Genomic DNA, 15,187 nt, shown 5'->3' with positions numbered 1-15,187 from the left:
GCATGGACGTCAGCCGTGGGTCGTCGGGTCCGCCATGTCGTTCACCATGAAGTACGCCGCCCGTTCGAGGTAGTTCCACAGCTCGGTGGCGAGCGCCGGAGGCAGGTCGATGCTGTCGACCGCGCGGCGCATGTGCCGCAGCCAGGCGTCCCGCTCGGCGGCGCCGATCCGGAACGGGGCATGGCGCATCCGCAGTCGGGGATGGCCTCGTTGTGCCGAGTAGGTGTTCGGACCACCCCAGTACTGCATGAGGAAGAGCCGCATCCGGTCGGCTGCCGGGCCCAGATCCTCCTCCGGGTACATCGGGCGCAGCAGCGGATCGGCGGCGATGCCCGCGTAGAACTCCTCGACCAGCTTGCGGAACGTGGGCTCGCCGCCGACGGCGTCGAAGAACGTGACCGCCTTGCCGTGGCCGTCGGACTCACCTGCTGGATTCACCGTTCCATCCTGCCAGGCGCGCACCGGCCCTCGCCCGCTCGGTAGCGGGTGGACGGGGTGGTTCAGGTCACCACCTGGCGGGCTCGTTCCGGGCCCATGTGCCCCGGGCCGGGATCGTCGGAGGAGGTCGGATCGGTCGACCCGCCGTGGGCGACCGGCTCGTCGGCTCCGCCGGACGCGGCACGGGCGGCGTCGATGGAGGCGGCCACGGTCTGCTGGTCGGGCCAGCGCAGCGCGACGATCGACATCAGCACCACCCCGGCGGCGCTCCACACCCCGACCACGATCGGCAGTGGGAAGCGCTCGGCGAGCAATCCGGTGACCAGTACGGCGGCACCCTGGATGACCTGCACGCCGGTCGCCATGACACCGAACGCCCGGGCCCGGAAGCCGTCGGGGAGGGCCTGGACGAAGAGCCCGTTGGCCATCGGGAGCAGCCCGGCGACCGCGAAGCCACAGACGGCGGCGAGCAGCGCCACCACCACCGGCGGCGGGTCGAACAGGGCGGGCACCAGTGCCATCGGCGCGATCACGGCCAACGGTCGGAGCAGGAGCAGTCGGCGGGCCGGCGCGACGGCCCGGCCGATGATCAGCCCGCCGAGGATGAAGCCGACCGGGGTGGCCGCCATGATCACAGCCTGTGCGAGCCCGGGGTTCATGCTTTGGCCGGCATGTTCGTTGGCCCAGGCGGCGGCCAGCCCCTCGGGCACGATGGAGAAGAGCATGGCGCTGAAGACCAGGATGGCGATCGCTCGCAGCACCGGGGTCCGGAAAACCATGCTGAAGCCGGCTGCGGTCTCCCGGAGCAGGTGACTACGGTGCTCACCGGTCATCGCCGGAGGCCGGTCGCGCACCCCGAGCCGGACGATCACGGCCGACAGTCCGAAGGCGCCCGCGTTCATCAGCAGCGCGGCGGTGGGGTTGACTGTGGCGACGGCGGCACCGAGGAGGTAGCCGACCACCTGGGCGGCCTGCCCCACGCTGGCGTTGACGGACAGCCCGACGACGAGCCGGTCGCCGGGCAGGATCAGCGGCAGCAGCGCCGACCGGGCGGCCTGGCTCGGTGGATTGGCCAGCGTGGTGGCGAACAGCAACGCCAGGATCACCGGCACCGGAGCCCCGGGGATGGCGACGAGCAGCATCAGCACCATCCGGAGCAGGTCGCAGACGACCATCACCCGTCGGAACGGGTGCCGTTCGGCGATGGTGGCCAGCAGCGGGCCACCGACCAACCAGGGCAGGTAGCTGACCGCGAAGGCAGCGGCCGACAGCGCGACCGATTCGGTCTCCCGGTAGATCAGGAGGGTGACCGCCGCTTTGGCGACGTAGTCGCCGACCCAGGTCAGCGTGCTGGCCGCGAAAACCGCGCGGTACTCACGCTGGGCGAAGACCTCCCGGAAGGTGGCCGGCCCTTCCGGAGAAGGTCGCTCGTCGGACACCATCGCCTCCATCGTCCCGGTGTCTGCCACTCGTGATGGCGGCCCGGGACCATCGTCAGGTCTGCGGATCAGCGAGGACGTGACACCGCTCGGTAAGCGCGTGCACCGGATTCTGCCCGATCGTCTGACAACTGGCTAGGGCGAACGGTTGGTTGGTCGCATCTCCGACTGAACGAACGGACGATACCCGAGGGGCCGCTCAGCCGCGACCCCTGCCGGTCGGCTCAGGTGGCACCGCCCTGACCGGTCTCCTCATCCGCGCGAGTAGGTAGGCCGGCAGGGAGGCGGCCCGCCGCGATCCTCGCCGTGATGCCGGAGTTCTCCAGCGCCTCGGCCAACCGGCGGCGCAGTTCCCGGCCCACGGCGGACTGGCCGTCGGCGGTGGTCTTCACCACGGTCCGGATCACCGTGCCCTCTACCGTGATCTGCTCGACGCCGAGCACCTCCGGTGGTTCGACGATCGACGGCGTCAGCTCCGGGTCGACCGCAACCGAGGCGGCGGCGGTACGCAGCACGGCCATCGCCTCCTCGGTGCCGGCGAAACCGATCGGCAGGTCGACCACCACCAGCGCCCATCCCTGGCTCTTGTTGCCCACCCGCACGATCTCGCCGTTGCGGAGGTACCAGAGCACTCCCCGCCCGTCCCGGACGGTGGTGACCCGTAGGCCGACCGCCTCCACCACGCCGGTCGCCTCGCCGAGATCGACGTTGTCGCCCACTCCGTACTGGTCCTCGATCAGCATGAACAGCCCCGCGATCAGGTCCTTGACCAGGCTCTGCGCGCCGAAGCCGAGGGCCACACCGGCGATGCCGGCGCTGGCCAGCAGCGGCGCCAGGTCGAAGCTGAACTCCTTGAGCACCATCAGCACGGCGATGCCGAAGATGAACGCGGTGCTCAGGCTGCGGAGTACCGAACCGATCGCCTCGGCGCGCTGTCGACGACGCTCCGGGACGAAGCCACCGGAGTCGGCGGCGGTCGGGATGCGCTCACGCAGTGGGCGGAGCATGGTCGGCACACCGGCGTCGCTGGTGGTGCGGACCAGCCGCCGGATCGTGCGGTGCACCAGCCACCGGGCGACCAATGCGAGCAGCACGATCAGGACGATCCGCAGTGGCTTGACGAGGATCCAGAAGCTGCCCTCGGCGAACCACACCGAGTCCGTCCACCTGTAGACGATCTTGCAAAGAATCTCGTCCAGGCACTCCGGGCTGGGCTGGTCGTCGGTCGCCGGACTGGACGCGGCGAGGGTCGGGCTGAGGCTGCTGACGGTCACCCTGATTTCGTACCGCAGCCGGGCGGCGGGCTCACCGTCGACCCACCGACCGGCGCCACCTGGCCCGGTCGAGGCGTGAGCGGGGGAAAGCGGCGGGGGTACCCAGGATTAGTGCGTGCATTCGCGGGTCCGATCAGGGACGATTGGCGCAGCGGACGTCGGTGATCCGGCCGGCGTCGACGTGGTGTAGGGCTGCGCCCGGCACCGGTCGGCGGTGGCAAGTGGTAGCCGCTTGACCGGGAGGGTGACGCGATGCCTGACATACGACCCACGGTGGGCTCCGGCGCGCTGGTCCTCAACGCCACCTACGAGCCGCTGTGTGTCGTGTCAGTACGTCGTGCCGCGATTCTCGTGCTCTCCGCCAAAGCGGTCTGTGTGGCCGACGGCGATGGCATCCTGCACAGCGCCCGCAGCGCGCTGCCGGTGCCCTCGGTCGTCCGGCTCACCCGTTTCGTCCGGGTGCCGTACCGCACCCACGTGGGGTTGTCCCGTCGGGCCATCTTCGCCCGGGACGGCTGGCGTTGCGCCTACTGCCGGGGCCCGGCGGAGACCATCGACCATGTCTTCCCCCGTAGTCGGGGTGGCCGGCACGCCTGGGAGAACGTGGTCGCCGCCTGCGCCAGGTGCAACCACACCAAAGGCGACAAGACCCCGGCCGAGTTGGGCTGGCGACTGCACTCGTTGCCCACCGCCCCCAAAGGGATCGCCTGGCGGGTGCTCGGTCACCGCGCGCCCGACCCGCGCTGGGCCGACTGGCTGGACCTCCGCGAACCCGAAGCCGCCTGACCCAGCGAACGCTCACTCCCTGCCACGGGAGCCTCAATCAAGATCCTCCACCCAGCGGTGCTGCGGACGACATCCCCGCGCCCTCCGCGCGGAGAGTGCGCCGAACAGGTTTCGGGGGAGCCCGACCCGCGCAGGGATCAAGCCTGACCGCCCGGAGCGGGTCGGGCTCCCCCGAAACCCCACACAGCAACCACAAACTCACCGAGCCTCGACCAGAGAAGCGAACACCACGACGTTGTCCGCGTACCCGGTCTCCCCGCCGACCCAGCGCCCGCCGCAGGTGATCAGCCGCAGTTGCGGGCGGCTGAAGTCGCCGAACACCTCGTCCGTCGGCAACTGCTCCTTGTCGTACCGGTCGACCCGGTCGACCTCGAAGACCGCCACCGAGCCGTCGGAGCGGGCTACCTCGACCCGGTCACCGGCCCGCAGCTTCGACAGCTGATGGAAGACGGCCGGGCCGGTGGTGGTGTCGACGTGGCCGACGATGACGGCCGGGCCGTACTGGCCGGGGGTGGGCCCCTGGTCGTACCAGCCGGCCTCCTGGGCCCGTTCGGCGGGCGGTGCGGCGATGCTGCCGTCGGCGGCGATGCCCACGTTGTGCACCGGGGCGGTCAGGTCGATCGTGTTGATCTCGATGCCGACCGGCTCGCTCGCCGCCAGCACCGGGAACTCCTTGGGCGGCGGCGCGAGTCCGGCGATGAAGCGGTCCGGTAGCAGGCTCAGCCCGGTCAGTCGCTCGACGCCGAGCATCGTGATGATCAGCAGCATCAGCGAGCCGATCACCACGACCGGCAGTCCCGGACCGGATCGGCCGAGGCGTCGGGGCCCCACCACCCGGGCCCGGCGGGGCCTGGGCGGTAGCGGTGCGGCCGTGGGATCGGGCGTGGGGATGCTGGCCGAGCCCGCCTGCGTGGCGACCCGGGCGAACCGACCCGCCGCCGCCACCGCCCGCCGCCAGGCACGCCGGCTGGGACGGGTGGCGGTGCGACGCGGACCGGGGCCTGGTTCCGGCGCGGGTACGCGGAAGCCGGGCATGGCGACGGTGGGTCAGGAACCGGCCCGGCGTCGACTGCTCAGCAGCCCGAAGACCACCGCCCCGGTCACCGTGGCGACGCCGCCCAGCAGCAGCATCGATCCGGTGCCCCGGTCGGCGGTGCCACCGCCACCGGTCGCCGGTCCCTTGGTCGGCTGATCCATGTTGAGTACGGTCAGCGTGGTGCTGGCCGTCCGGTCGTTGTCACAGCGCAGGTGCACCGGATAGTCACCGGCGGCCTTGTTGCCGGGCACGGTGACCGACCCGGTGAGGAAACCGTTGTCCGGCCGGAGGAACACCCGGTCGAACGCGTCCGAGGTCACCTCGGCCTGGCGGTCGTTGGCGTTGTCGCAGCTGGCCCGGATGTGTACCCGGGAACCGGCCTGGACGCTGTTCGGCGTCACCTCGACGAAGACGTTCTCACCCGCGCGGGCGGCACCGGGCAGGAGCGTCACCCCGGCCAGCGCGAACGCCGCGATCAGGGCGAACGCCGCCAGGGCACGATGGACCCCTCCGTACTGTCGCAGACCCCGCATGATCCTCCCTCCCGGCACCGGCGCACCGGTCCTGCTGGGGCGACCCGCGTGCTTTCCCCCCTGCTCCGGCGGCTAACCGCCGGTGCCGGGCAGCGGGGCGACGGGCTGCCAGCCGAGTGGGGTGGAGAGCACCATGGTGCTCGACGGCTGCCCGTACGGGGCGAGTCGGTCGATGACCGCCTCGAAGTCCCCGATCGAACCGGCCGCGACCTTCAGCACGCTGCACGCGTCGCCGGTGATCCGGTGGATCTCCAGGATCTCCGGCCACCGGGGCACCTCGGGGTCGTGCAGGATGCAGCGGGCGCCATAGCAGGACATCCGGATCAGCGCGACCACCGTGCGCCCGGCCCGGGTCAGGTCGACGTGAGCGTGGTACCCGCTGATCACGCCGGTCTCCTCCAGCCGCCGCACCCGCTCGGCGACCGCGGGCGGCGACAGGTGCACCCGCCGGGACAGCTCGCTGAACGACAACCGTGCGTCGGCCTGCAACTCGCGGAGCAGGGCCCAGTCCATCTCGTCCATGCCGTGACCTTACGTCCGACAGGTGATTCCCGGCGAGCACCTTCCGTTCTAGAAGTGAACCGTGGGAAGCGCCGTTGAACAGGCATTCCATCGGATCAACCGCGCGGGAGATCATGACTGGACGGGCGACCCGGAAGGAGCGGACGCATGGAGCAGACGGAACTGCGCCCGGCGACCCGGACGGAGGTGCGTCCGGTCACCGCACGGCAGCGCGTGGCCCGCGCCGCGCGCAACGGTGGCGAACCCACCCTCGACTTCGCCGAACGGGTGCCCTACGACGCGTACGTGCAGGCCAGCACGCTGCATCAGTTGCAGCAGCCGTTGAGTGGCGACCCGGGTGAGATGTCCTTCCTGATGGTCAGCCAGATCATGGAGCTGTACTTCGGCCTGACCTGTCACGAACTTCGGGAGACCTCCCGGCTGTTGCGCGCCGACCGGGTGTGGGAGGCGTTGGCCCCGCTGCGCCGCGCCGCGCTGCACCTGGAAGGGCTCAACGCGGCCTGGCGGGGCCTGCGCTGGATGACCCCGGCCGACTTCAACCGCTTCCGCAACCTGCTCGGCGAGGGCTCCGGCTTCCAGTCGGCGATGTACCGCCACCTCGAGTTCCTGCTCGGGCTCCGGGACCCGGCGCTGATCCGCCCGTTCCGCCGGCAGAGCGAGGTGTACGCCGAACTCACCGACGCCCTGGCCACCCCGAGCGTCTGGGACGAGGTGGTCGCCCTGCTCGCCCGGCACGGTCACGAGTTGCCCGCGGAACTGCTGGAGCGGGACGTGGCCACCGAACACGAGGCGCATCCGGCCGTCGAGGCGGCCTGGGTGCGGATCTACGCGGACACCGGCCCGGAGAACCACCTGCGGCTGCTCGGTGAGGCGCTGACCGAGGTGGCCGAGCAGTTCGGTGACTGGCGGCACCACCACATCAAGGCCGTGCAGCGGACCATGGGCGCCAAGGTCGGCAGCGGCGGTTCCGCCGGGCTGGCGTGGCTGCAACGCAGCATGGCCCGGGTGGTCTTCCCGGAACTGTGGTCGGCCCGGACGGCGATGTGAGGCAGGCGTGACGAAGATGGTGAACGGGCAGGCGGACCAGGCCGCGCCGGGTCTCGATGAGGCCGAGGCGCTCCGGCTCGATGCGGCGGAGCCGGGGCACCGGCACCTGTTCCACGTGCCGCCCGCCGACGGGGGCCGTTACCCGGAGTCCGCGTACCTGGCGGGCAACTCCCTCGGCCTGCAACCGCGGGCCACCCGCGACGAACTCCTGGCCGACCTGGACGCCTGGAGCCGACTCGGCGTGGAAGGGCATCTGGCGGCGGAGCGGCCCTGGCTGCCGTACCACGAGTTGTTGACGGCCCCGGCCGCCCGACTGGTCGGCGCCCTGCCCACGGAGACCGTGGTGATGAACTCGCTGACGGTCAACCTGCACCTGCTGATGGTCAGCTTCTACCGGCCGGAGGGCGAGCGGACCCGGATCGTCATCGAGGACACCGCCTTCCCTTCGGACAGCTACGCGGTGCGCAGCCAGGCGCGGTTCCACGGCCTCGACCCGGACGCCACTGTGGTCCGGCTCGCACCGCGTCCCGGTGAGGACACCCTGCGGACCGAGGACGTCACCGGCTACCTGGCGGCCGAGGGACACACCGTGGCGTTGGTCCTGCTCGGCGGGGTCAACTATCTCACCGGCGAGCTGATGGACATCCCGGCGATCACTGCCGCCGGCCGGGCTGCCGGGGCGGTCGTCGGGTGGGATCTGGCGCACGCGGCGGGGAACGTGCCGCTGTCGCTGCACGACTGGGACGTCGACTTCGCCGCCTGGTGCTCGTACAAGTACCTGAACTCCGGGCCCGGTGCGCTGGCCGGTGTCTTCGTGCACGAACGGCACCACGGGAATCCGACGCTGCCCCGTTTCGAGGGCTGGTGGAGCACCGCGGCGGACACCCGGTTCGAGATGACGCCGGTCAGCCGGCCACCGGCCACCGTCGAGGCATGGCAGATCTCCAACCCACCGATCTTCGCGATGGGGCCGGTCCGTACGTCCCTTGAGCTGTTCGACTCGGTCGGCATGTCGGCGCTGCGGGCGCGCAGCCTGCGGCTCACCGGCTACCTGGAGCGGCTGCTGGACGAGGTCACCGCCAACCGGCCGCTCACCGTGATCACGCCACGTGAGCCGCGCCGCCGCGGATGCCAACTCTCGGTACGCCTCGGCGAGGGCAGTGCCGCCGAGCTGACCACCCGCCTGCGCCACGAGCACGGGGTGATCGCCGACGCCCGGGAACCGGATGTGATCCGATTCGCCCCGGTGCCGCTGTACTCGACGTACCACGACTGCTGGCGGGTCGCCGACGCGCTGGCCGCGACGGTCTCGGAGGTGTCCAGGTGACCGGGGAACGCGACGAGATCGCGGTGGTGGGCGCTGGTCTGGCCGGCTGCCTGCTCGCCTGCTTCCTGGCCCGCCGGGGTCATCCGGTGGCGCTCTACGAGCGGCGTCCGGACCCGCGTGGCGGGACACCCGAGCGGGGACGCTCGATCAACCTGGCGCTCTCCGAGCGGGGGCTCGACGCGCTGCGTCGGATCGGACTCGCCGAGCAGGTGATGGCGGACGCGCTGCCGATGCGGGGCCGGATGATCCACCCGGTGAACGGGGCTCCCGGCTTCCAGCCGTACAGCGTCTCCGGTGATCTGGCCATCAACTCGATCAGTCGTGGCGCGTTGAACAACGCCCTGCTGGAGGCCGCCGCCAAGCTGCCCGGGGTGCGGATCGCCTTCGACCACCGGCTGGTCGGGCTCGATCCGGCGACCGGGACGATGACCTTCGAGACACCCCAGGGCGCGGTGAGCGCGCAGGCGGGCGTGGTGCTCGGCACCGACGGCGCCGGTTCGGCAGTACGCGGGCAACTGCTCGCCCACGACCTGGTGACCGAGAGCCTCGACCTCCTCGACTACGGCTACAAGGAACTGACCATCCCGCCGCTGGGCGGTGACTTCGCCCTGGACCCGGGTGCCCTGCACATCTGGCCGCGCGGCACCTCGATGATGATCGCGCTGCCCAACCCGGACCGCTCGTTCACCTGCACCCTGTTCTGGCCCACCCACGGCACCGCCAGCTTCGCCTCGCTGGGCAGCGCGGCGGCGATCGAGCGGCATTTCGCGCAGCACTATCCGGATCTGCCGCCGATCGCGCCGAACCTGGTCGACGACTACCAGCACAACCCGGTCGGGGTGCTCGGCACGGTGCGGTGCGACCCGTGGCAGGTCGACGGGCGGGTCGCCCTGCTCGGCGACGCGGCGCACGCCATCGTGCCGTTCTACGGTCAGGGCGCGAACTGTGCCTTCGAGGACGTGGTCGAGCTGGACCGCTGCCTCGACGAGTGCGCCGAGGACTGGTCGTTGGCGCTGCCGTTGTTCCAGCACCGCCGGCAGGACAACGCCGAGGCGATCGCCCTGATGGCGCTCACCAACTTCGTGGAGATGCGCGACAAGGTCGCCTCGCCGGTCTTCCGGGCCCGCAAACGCGTCGAGCACGCGTTGGAGCGTGCCCTGCCCGGCCGGTACGTCTCCCAGTACGAACTGGTGTCCTTCTCCACCGTCCCGTACGCGCAGGTGCGGCGTCGGGTCCGCCGGCAGTACCAGGTGGTGGGCCTGGTGGCGGCCGGGCTGGTGGCGGCGGCCGGTGCGGCGGTGGCACTCGGGTTCCGGAGGCGCGGATGACGCTCTGGGATCCCCGACTGATGGCCGGGCGGGCACCGGGCGGCCCCGGTCTGCTGCGCAACTTCGTCGGCGGTGAGTTCGTCGACACCGGGACCAGGTTCGTCAAGCGCAGCCCGGTGACCGGTGAACCGGTCTTCGAGGCGGTCGAGGCGGGCCGTGCCACGGTGGACGACGCGGTGGCGGCGGCCCGGACGGCGCTGCGTGGCCCGTGGGGTCGGGCCGGGGAGCGGGAACGCGCCGAGGTGCTGCGCCGGATCGCCGACGAGTTGGAACGCCGCTTCGACGACCTGGTGGCGGCCGAGGTGGCCGATACCGGCAAGTCCATCTCGCAGGCTCGTACCCTGGACATCCCGCGTGGCGCGGCCAACTTCCGGGCCTTCGCGGAGATCGTGGCGACCGCGCCGACCGAGTCGTTCACCACGGTCACGCCGACCGGTGGTCGGGCGCTCAACTACGCGGTGCGCAAGCCGGTCGGGGTGGTCGCGGTGGTCGTACCGTGGAACCTGCCGCTGCTGCTGCTCACCTGGAAGGTCGCCCCCGCGCTGGCCTGCGGTAACGCGGTGGTGGTCAAGCCGAGCGAGGAGACACCCGCGTCGGCCACGCTGCTCGCCGAGGTGATGGCGGCGGCCGGGGTGCCGGACGGCGTGTTCAACCTGGTGCACGGCTTCGGGCCCGGCTCGGCCGGAGAGTTCCTCACCCGCCATCCGGGCGTCGACGCGATCACCTTCACCGGCGAGTCGGCCACCGGCGGTGCCATCATGCGGGCCGCCGCGGACGGGGTGAAGGCGGTCAGTTTCGAGTTGGGCGGCAAGAACGCCGGGCTGGTCTTCGCCGACGCGGATCTGGACGCGGCGGTGGCCGGTTCGGTGCGGTCGAGCTTCACCAACGGTGGGCAGGTCTGCCTCTGCACCGAACGCATCTACGTGCAGCGGCCGGTGTTCGAGGAGTTCACCGCGCGGCTCGCCGAGCGGGCCGCCGAGCTGGCGTACGGCTGGCCGGCCGACGAGGCGACGGTGAACATGCCACTGATCTCGCACGGTCACCGGGACAAGGTGCTCGGGTACTACGACCTGGCACGCGACGAGGGTGCGCGGTTCCTCACCGGCGGGGGAGTGCCCCGGTTCGACGACGCCCGCGACGGTGGCGCGTACGTGCAGCCGACGGTGCTGACCGGGCTCGGCCCGGACGCCCGCACCAACCGTGAGGAGATCTTCGGACCGGTGGTGCACGTCGCGCCCTTCGACGACGAGGACGAGGCGTACACCCTGGCCAACGGCACCGAGTACGGCCTGGCGGCGACGGTCTGGACCCGTGACGTGGGTCGCGCGCACCGGGCCGGTGCCCGACTCGACGCCGGCATCGTCTGGGTCAACACCTGGTTCCTGCGTGACCTGCGCACCCCGTTCGGTGGGGTGAAGGCCTCCGGTATCGGTCGGGAGGGTGGCGTGCACTCGCTGGATTTCTACTCGGAGCTGACGAACGTCTGTGTGGAGATGTCATGAGTGAGCGTTGCGAGCGAATCATCGGGTGCAGTGTGGTTGTGCCTCATGACGGTACGCAGCGAAGCGGAGTGGCGTCATGAGTGAGCGTTGCGAGCGAATCATCGGGTGCAGTGATGTCGAGACGGCGGCCCGGGAGCTTTCCGAGGCCCGCACGAGCGGAAAGCCGTGCCCGCCGGTACGTGGGCGGCTGGTGCCGGAGGGGGACGTCGAGACCGCGTACCGGGTGCAGCAGCGCCAGGTGGGCGAATGGTTGGCGGCGGGGCAGCGCCGGGTGGGCGCGAAGATCGGGTTGACCTCCCGGGCGGTCCAGGAGGGCTTCGGGGTGTACGAGCCGGACTTCGGGGTGCTCACCGACGCGATGGCGGTGCCCGACGGCGTCGAGGTGGCGATCGAACGCCTGCTGCAACCCCGGGTGGAGGCGGAGGTCGCCTTCGTGCTCGGCGCCGACCTGCCCGACGAGCGGGTCACCACCGTGGACGTGTTGCGCGCCGTCGACCACCTGCTGCCGGCCATCGAGATCGTGGACTCGCGGGTCGCCGGTTGGGACATCTCCATCGTGGACACGGTGGCCGACAACGCCTCCAGCGGGCTGTTCGTGCTCGGCACCACGCCCCGCCGACCGGCCGAGGTCGACCTGCGGCTGTGCGGGATGGTCCTCGAACACGCCGGTGAGCCGGTGTCGGTCGGGGCCGGCGCGGCCTGCCTGGGCAATCCGTTGCACGCGCTGGCCTGGCTGGCCGGCACCATGGCCCGCGCCGGTGACCCGTTGCGCGCCGGTGACGTGGTGCTCTCCGGCGCGCTGGGGCCGATGGTGGCGGTGACCCCCGGCGCGGCCTACGAGGCCCGGATCTCCGGCCTCGGCTCGGTGCGGACCTGCTTCACCCGGAGGGCTCAGTGAGCGCGAGGAGTGCAGCGCAGCGGAGCCCCGCAGTCGCGAACGAAGGGTGGGCTCAGTGAGCGCGAGGAGTGCAGCGCAGCGGAGCCCCGCAGTCGCGAACGAAGGGTGGGCTCGGTGAGCGCGAGGAGTGCAGCGCAGCGGAGCCCCGCAGTCGCGAACGAAAGGAAGCCCAGCGGCGTGACGACGGGTGTGGCGGTGATCGGGTCGGGCAACATCGGCACCGATCTGATGATCAAGGTACTGCGGCTGTCGGATTCGCTGCGGATGGTGGCGATGGCCGGTATCGACCCCGACTCCGACGGCTTGGCGCGGGCCCGACGGCTCGGTGTGGCCACCACGGCCGACGGGGTGGCGGGCCTGGTCGCGATGCCCGAGTTCGCCGACGTGGAACTGGTCTTCGACGCCACCTCGGCGGGCGCGCACCGGCACAACGACGCGGTGTTGCGGGCCCACGGGCGGACCGTGATCGACCTGACCCCGGCGGCGATCGGCCCGTACGTCGTGCCACCGGTCAACCTGGAGGAACACCTCGGCGAGACCAACCTCAACATGGTCACCTGCGGTGGGCAGGCGACCGTGCCGATCGTCGCTGCGGTGCGGCGGGTGACGCCGGTGGCGTACGGGGAGATCGTCGCCTCGATCGCCTCGCGGTCGGCGGGCCCCGGCACCCGTGCCAACATCGACGAGTTCACCGAGACCACGGCCCGGGCGATCGAGGTGGTCGGCGGTGCCGACCGGGGCAAGGCGATCATCGTGCTCAACCCGGCCGACCCGCCGTTGCTGATGCGCGACACCGTCTACTGCCTCTGTCCGGATCCGGACGCCGACCGGGACGCCATCGCCGCCTCCGTCGGCGAGATGGTGGCCACCGTGCAGGAGTACGTGCCCGGCTACCGGCTCAAGCAGGACGTGCAGTTCGACCGGGTCGACACCTACGTGCCGTCGCTGGGACGGCACCTCACCGGGTTGCAGGTCGCGGTCTTCCTGGAGGTCTCCGGCGCCGGTCACTACCTGCCCGCGTACGCCGGGAACCTGGACATCATGACCTCGGCCGCGCTGCGTACCGCGCAGCGGCTGGTCGCCCTGCGGAAGGTGGTTGCCGGGTGAGCGCGCGGAACACGGTGAGGCCCACGGCGGCCGGTGGCGGGAGGCAGCGGTGACCCAGCTGTACATCCAGGACGTGACGTTGCGCGACGGCATGCACGCCATCGCGCACCGCTACACCGTCGACCAGGTCCGGGTGATCGCCGCGGCACTCGACGCCGCCGGGGTCGCCGCGATCGAGGTCGCCCACGGCGACGGTCTGGCCGGGTCCAGCGTCAACTACGGCCACGGCGCGGCCAGCGACGCCGACTGGATCGCGGCGGCGGCCGAGGTGATGACGCGGGCGAAGCTGACCACCCTGCTGTTGCCCGGCATCGGCACCATCGCCGACCTGAAGGCCGCCCGGGCGCTCGGGGTCACCAGCGTCCGGATCGCCACCCACTGCACCGAGGCCGACATCTCCGCCCAGCACATCTCGTGGGCCCGGGAGAACGGCATGGACGTGGCCGGCTTCCTGATGATGTCCCACATGAACGATCCGGCCGGACTGGCCGCGCAGGCCAAGCTGATGGAGTCGTACGGGGCGCACTGCGTCTACGTCACCGACTCCGGCGGTCGGCTGCTGATGTCCGACGTCGCGCAGCGGGTCGACGCGTACCGGCAGGTCCTCGAACCGACCACCCAGATCGGCATCCACGCCCACCACAACCTCTCCCTCGGGGTGGCCAACAGCGTGGTCGCCGTCGAGCACGGCCGGATCGCCGGTGACGGCCCGGTCGGGTCGCCGGGCGGCCGGACGGTCCGGGTGGACGCCTCGCTCGCCGGTATGGGCGCCGGTGCCGGCAACGCGCCCCTGGAGGTCTTCGTCGCGGTCGCCGAACTGCACGGCTGGCAGCATGGCTGTGACGTCTTCGCGCTGATGGACGCCGCCGACGACATCGTCCGCCCGTTGCAGGACCGGCCCGTCCAGGTCGACCGGGAGACCCTCTCCCTGGGGTACGCGGGGGTCTACTCCAGCTTCCTGCGCCACGCCGAACGGGCCTCGGCCCGCTACGGGGTGGACGTCCGGTCGATCCTGGTGGAATTGGGCAGACGCCGGATGGTCGGCGGGCAGGAAGACATGATCGTCGACGTGGCGCTGGACCTGGCTGGCAAGGAGAACCGATGATCGGGCCGGACATCGCAGGGATCGCCGAGACGCTCGGCGCGGCCGCCGACACGGCGACCGCGATCGGTCAGCTCGCCGCCGAGACCGGGCTGGACGTCGATGCCGCGTACGCGGTGCAGACCGCCCTGGTGCAGCGCCGACTGGACCGGGGCGAGCGGCTCGTCGGCGTGAAGATGGGCCTGACCAGCAAGGCGAAGATGGCCCAGGTCGGGGTGGACGAGGTGATCTGGGGTCGGCTCACCGACGTGATGCGGATACCCGACGGCGGCACGGTCGACGTGGCCGACTTCATCCATCCCCGGGTCGAGCCGGAGGTGGCGTTCCTGCTGGATCGGCTTCCCGAGCCGGGCGAGCCGGTCGGTGACTTCACCGACGCGGTGCGGGCGGTCGCTCCGGCGATCGAGCTGATCGACTCCCGGTACGCGAACTTCACCTTCTCCCTGCCGGACGTCATCGCCGACAACACCTCGGCGGGCGCGTTCGTTATCGGCCCGTGGTCGCCGGTGCCGGACGGCCTGGACAACCTGGGTGTGTTGCTGGAGATCGACGGACGGCTGTCGCAGGTGGGCTCGACGGCGGCCATCCTCGGTGACCCGCGCCGGGCACTCGACGAGGGTCTCCGGCTGGCGGGGCGGCACGGGGTGCGGCTGCGGGAGGGCTGGGTGTTCCTGGCCGGTGCGGCGACCGCTGCTGTTCCGCTGCGTGCGGGTGCTCATGTCCGGGCTGTCGTCGAGAAGCTCGGTACGGCTTCGTTGCGGGCGTCGTCATGAACGGTGTGGGGGTTCCGGGCGGGCCGCCCGGAACCCCTGACGTGGTCGGTCCTGTCGCGCCGGTGCGAGGTGGTC

General features: G+C 71.4%; 15 protein-coding genes. 9 read left to right on the top strand and 6 right to left on the bottom strand.

Annotation, left to right across the window (positions count from 1 at the left end; all coding sequences use genetic code 11):
* Positions 1 to 9: 9 nt before the first annotated feature.
* From FF096_RS20505 to FF096_RS20495, 3 genes are all read right to left on the bottom strand, one after another.
* A complete protein-coding gene (locus FF096_RS20505) occupies positions 10 to 438 on the bottom strand; it encodes a globin (RefSeq protein WP_309223664.1) in 429 nt (142 codons plus the stop codon).
* Between the two features lie 62 nt (positions 439 to 500).
* Positions 501 to 1,880: an MFS transporter gene (locus FF096_RS20500; protein WP_155220920.1), complete on the bottom strand. Its 1,380-nt coding sequence runs from the start codon at positions 1,878 to 1,880 to the stop codon at positions 501 to 503.
* A gap of 221 nt (positions 1,881 to 2,101) precedes the next feature.
* Entirely contained in the window at positions 2,102 to 3,151 is a 1,050-nt protein-coding gene (locus FF096_RS20495) for a mechanosensitive ion channel family protein (RefSeq protein WP_375335365.1), read from the bottom strand.
* Between the two features lie 252 nt (positions 3,152 to 3,403).
* On the opposite strand from FF096_RS20495, the gene FF096_RS20490 reads away from it, so the two are divergent.
* Positions 3,404 to 3,937, top strand: a complete 534-nt coding sequence (locus FF096_RS20490; protein WP_099853138.1) for an HNH endonuclease — start codon at positions 3,404 to 3,406, stop codon at positions 3,935 to 3,937.
* 198 nt (positions 3,938 to 4,135) lie between these two features.
* On the opposite strand, the gene FF096_RS20485 is transcribed toward FF096_RS20490, so the two are convergent.
* The 3 genes from FF096_RS20485 to FF096_RS20475 all read right to left on the bottom strand — a co-directional run bounded on the left by FF096_RS20485 (position 4,136) and on the right by FF096_RS20475 (position 6,028).
* Positions 4,136 to 4,972, bottom strand: a complete 837-nt coding sequence (locus tag FF096_RS20485) for a class F sortase (protein WP_155220917.1) — start codon at positions 4,970 to 4,972, stop codon at positions 4,136 to 4,138.
* A 12-nt stretch (positions 4,973 to 4,984) separates the two neighbouring features.
* Complete coding sequence (locus FF096_RS20480; protein WP_230462801.1) at positions 4,985 to 5,506, bottom strand: hypothetical protein; 522 nt, start codon at positions 5,504 to 5,506, stop codon at positions 4,985 to 4,987.
* A gap of 72 nt (positions 5,507 to 5,578) precedes the next feature.
* The gene (locus FF096_RS20475) at positions 5,579 to 6,028 is read right to left on the bottom strand and encodes an Lrp/AsnC family transcriptional regulator (RefSeq protein WP_155220915.1); all 450 of its coding nucleotides are present in this window, start codon (positions 6,026 to 6,028) and stop codon (positions 5,579 to 5,581) included.
* 147 nt (positions 6,029 to 6,175) lie between these two features.
* On the opposite strand from FF096_RS20475, the gene FF096_RS20470 reads away from it, so the two are divergent.
* From FF096_RS20470 to FF096_RS20435, 8 genes are all read left to right on the top strand, one after another.
* Entirely contained in the window at positions 6,176 to 7,075 is a 900-nt protein-coding gene (locus FF096_RS20470; RefSeq protein WP_155220913.1) for a tryptophan 2,3-dioxygenase, read from the top strand.
* 16 nt (positions 7,076 to 7,091) lie between these two features.
* Positions 7,092 to 8,402, top strand: coding sequence for a kynureninase (kynU, locus tag FF096_RS20465; protein WP_155221029.1), 1,311 nt, complete (start codon positions 7,092 to 7,094; stop codon positions 8,400 to 8,402).
* Positions 8,399 to 9,730, top strand: coding sequence for an NAD(P)/FAD-dependent oxidoreductase (locus tag FF096_RS20460; protein ID WP_309223663.1), 1,332 nt, complete (start codon positions 8,399 to 8,401; stop codon positions 9,728 to 9,730). Before kynU ends, FF096_RS20460 begins: the two co-directional genes overlap by 4 nt.
* A gap of 20 nt (positions 9,731 to 9,750) precedes the next feature.
* A complete protein-coding gene (locus tag FF096_RS20455) occupies positions 9,751 to 11,232 on the top strand; it encodes a 2-hydroxymuconic semialdehyde dehydrogenase (RefSeq protein WP_155221025.1) in 1,482 nt (493 codons plus the stop codon).
* A 76-nt stretch (positions 11,233 to 11,308) separates the two neighbouring features.
* Positions 11,309 to 12,130: a 2-keto-4-pentenoate hydratase gene (locus FF096_RS20450; RefSeq protein ID WP_155220911.1), complete on the top strand. Its 822-nt coding sequence runs from the start codon at positions 11,309 to 11,311 to the stop codon at positions 12,128 to 12,130.
* A 177-nt stretch (positions 12,131 to 12,307) separates the two neighbouring features.
* Complete coding sequence (locus FF096_RS20445) at positions 12,308 to 13,237, top strand: acetaldehyde dehydrogenase (acetylating) (protein ID WP_309223662.1); 930 nt, start codon at positions 12,308 to 12,310, stop codon at positions 13,235 to 13,237.
* A 49-nt stretch (positions 13,238 to 13,286) separates the two neighbouring features.
* Positions 13,287 to 14,342, top strand: a complete 1,056-nt coding sequence (dmpG, locus tag FF096_RS20440) for a 4-hydroxy-2-oxovalerate aldolase (RefSeq protein ID WP_309223661.1) — start codon at positions 13,287 to 13,289, stop codon at positions 14,340 to 14,342.
* On the top strand, positions 14,339 to 15,112 hold the full coding sequence (locus FF096_RS20435) for a 2-keto-4-pentenoate hydratase (protein ID WP_155220909.1): 774 nt from the start codon (positions 14,339 to 14,341) through the stop codon (positions 15,110 to 15,112). The genes dmpG and FF096_RS20435 overlap by 4 nt, the downstream gene beginning before the upstream one ends.
* Positions 15,113 to 15,187 lie beyond the last annotated feature (75 nt).

It is taken from the genome of Micromonospora sp. CP22 (assembly GCF_009712475.1).
In the GTDB taxonomy this organism is placed as follows: domain Bacteria; phylum Actinomycetota; class Actinomycetes; order Mycobacteriales; family Micromonosporaceae; genus Micromonospora.
This window is presented reverse-complemented; position numbering and strand designations above follow the sequence as displayed.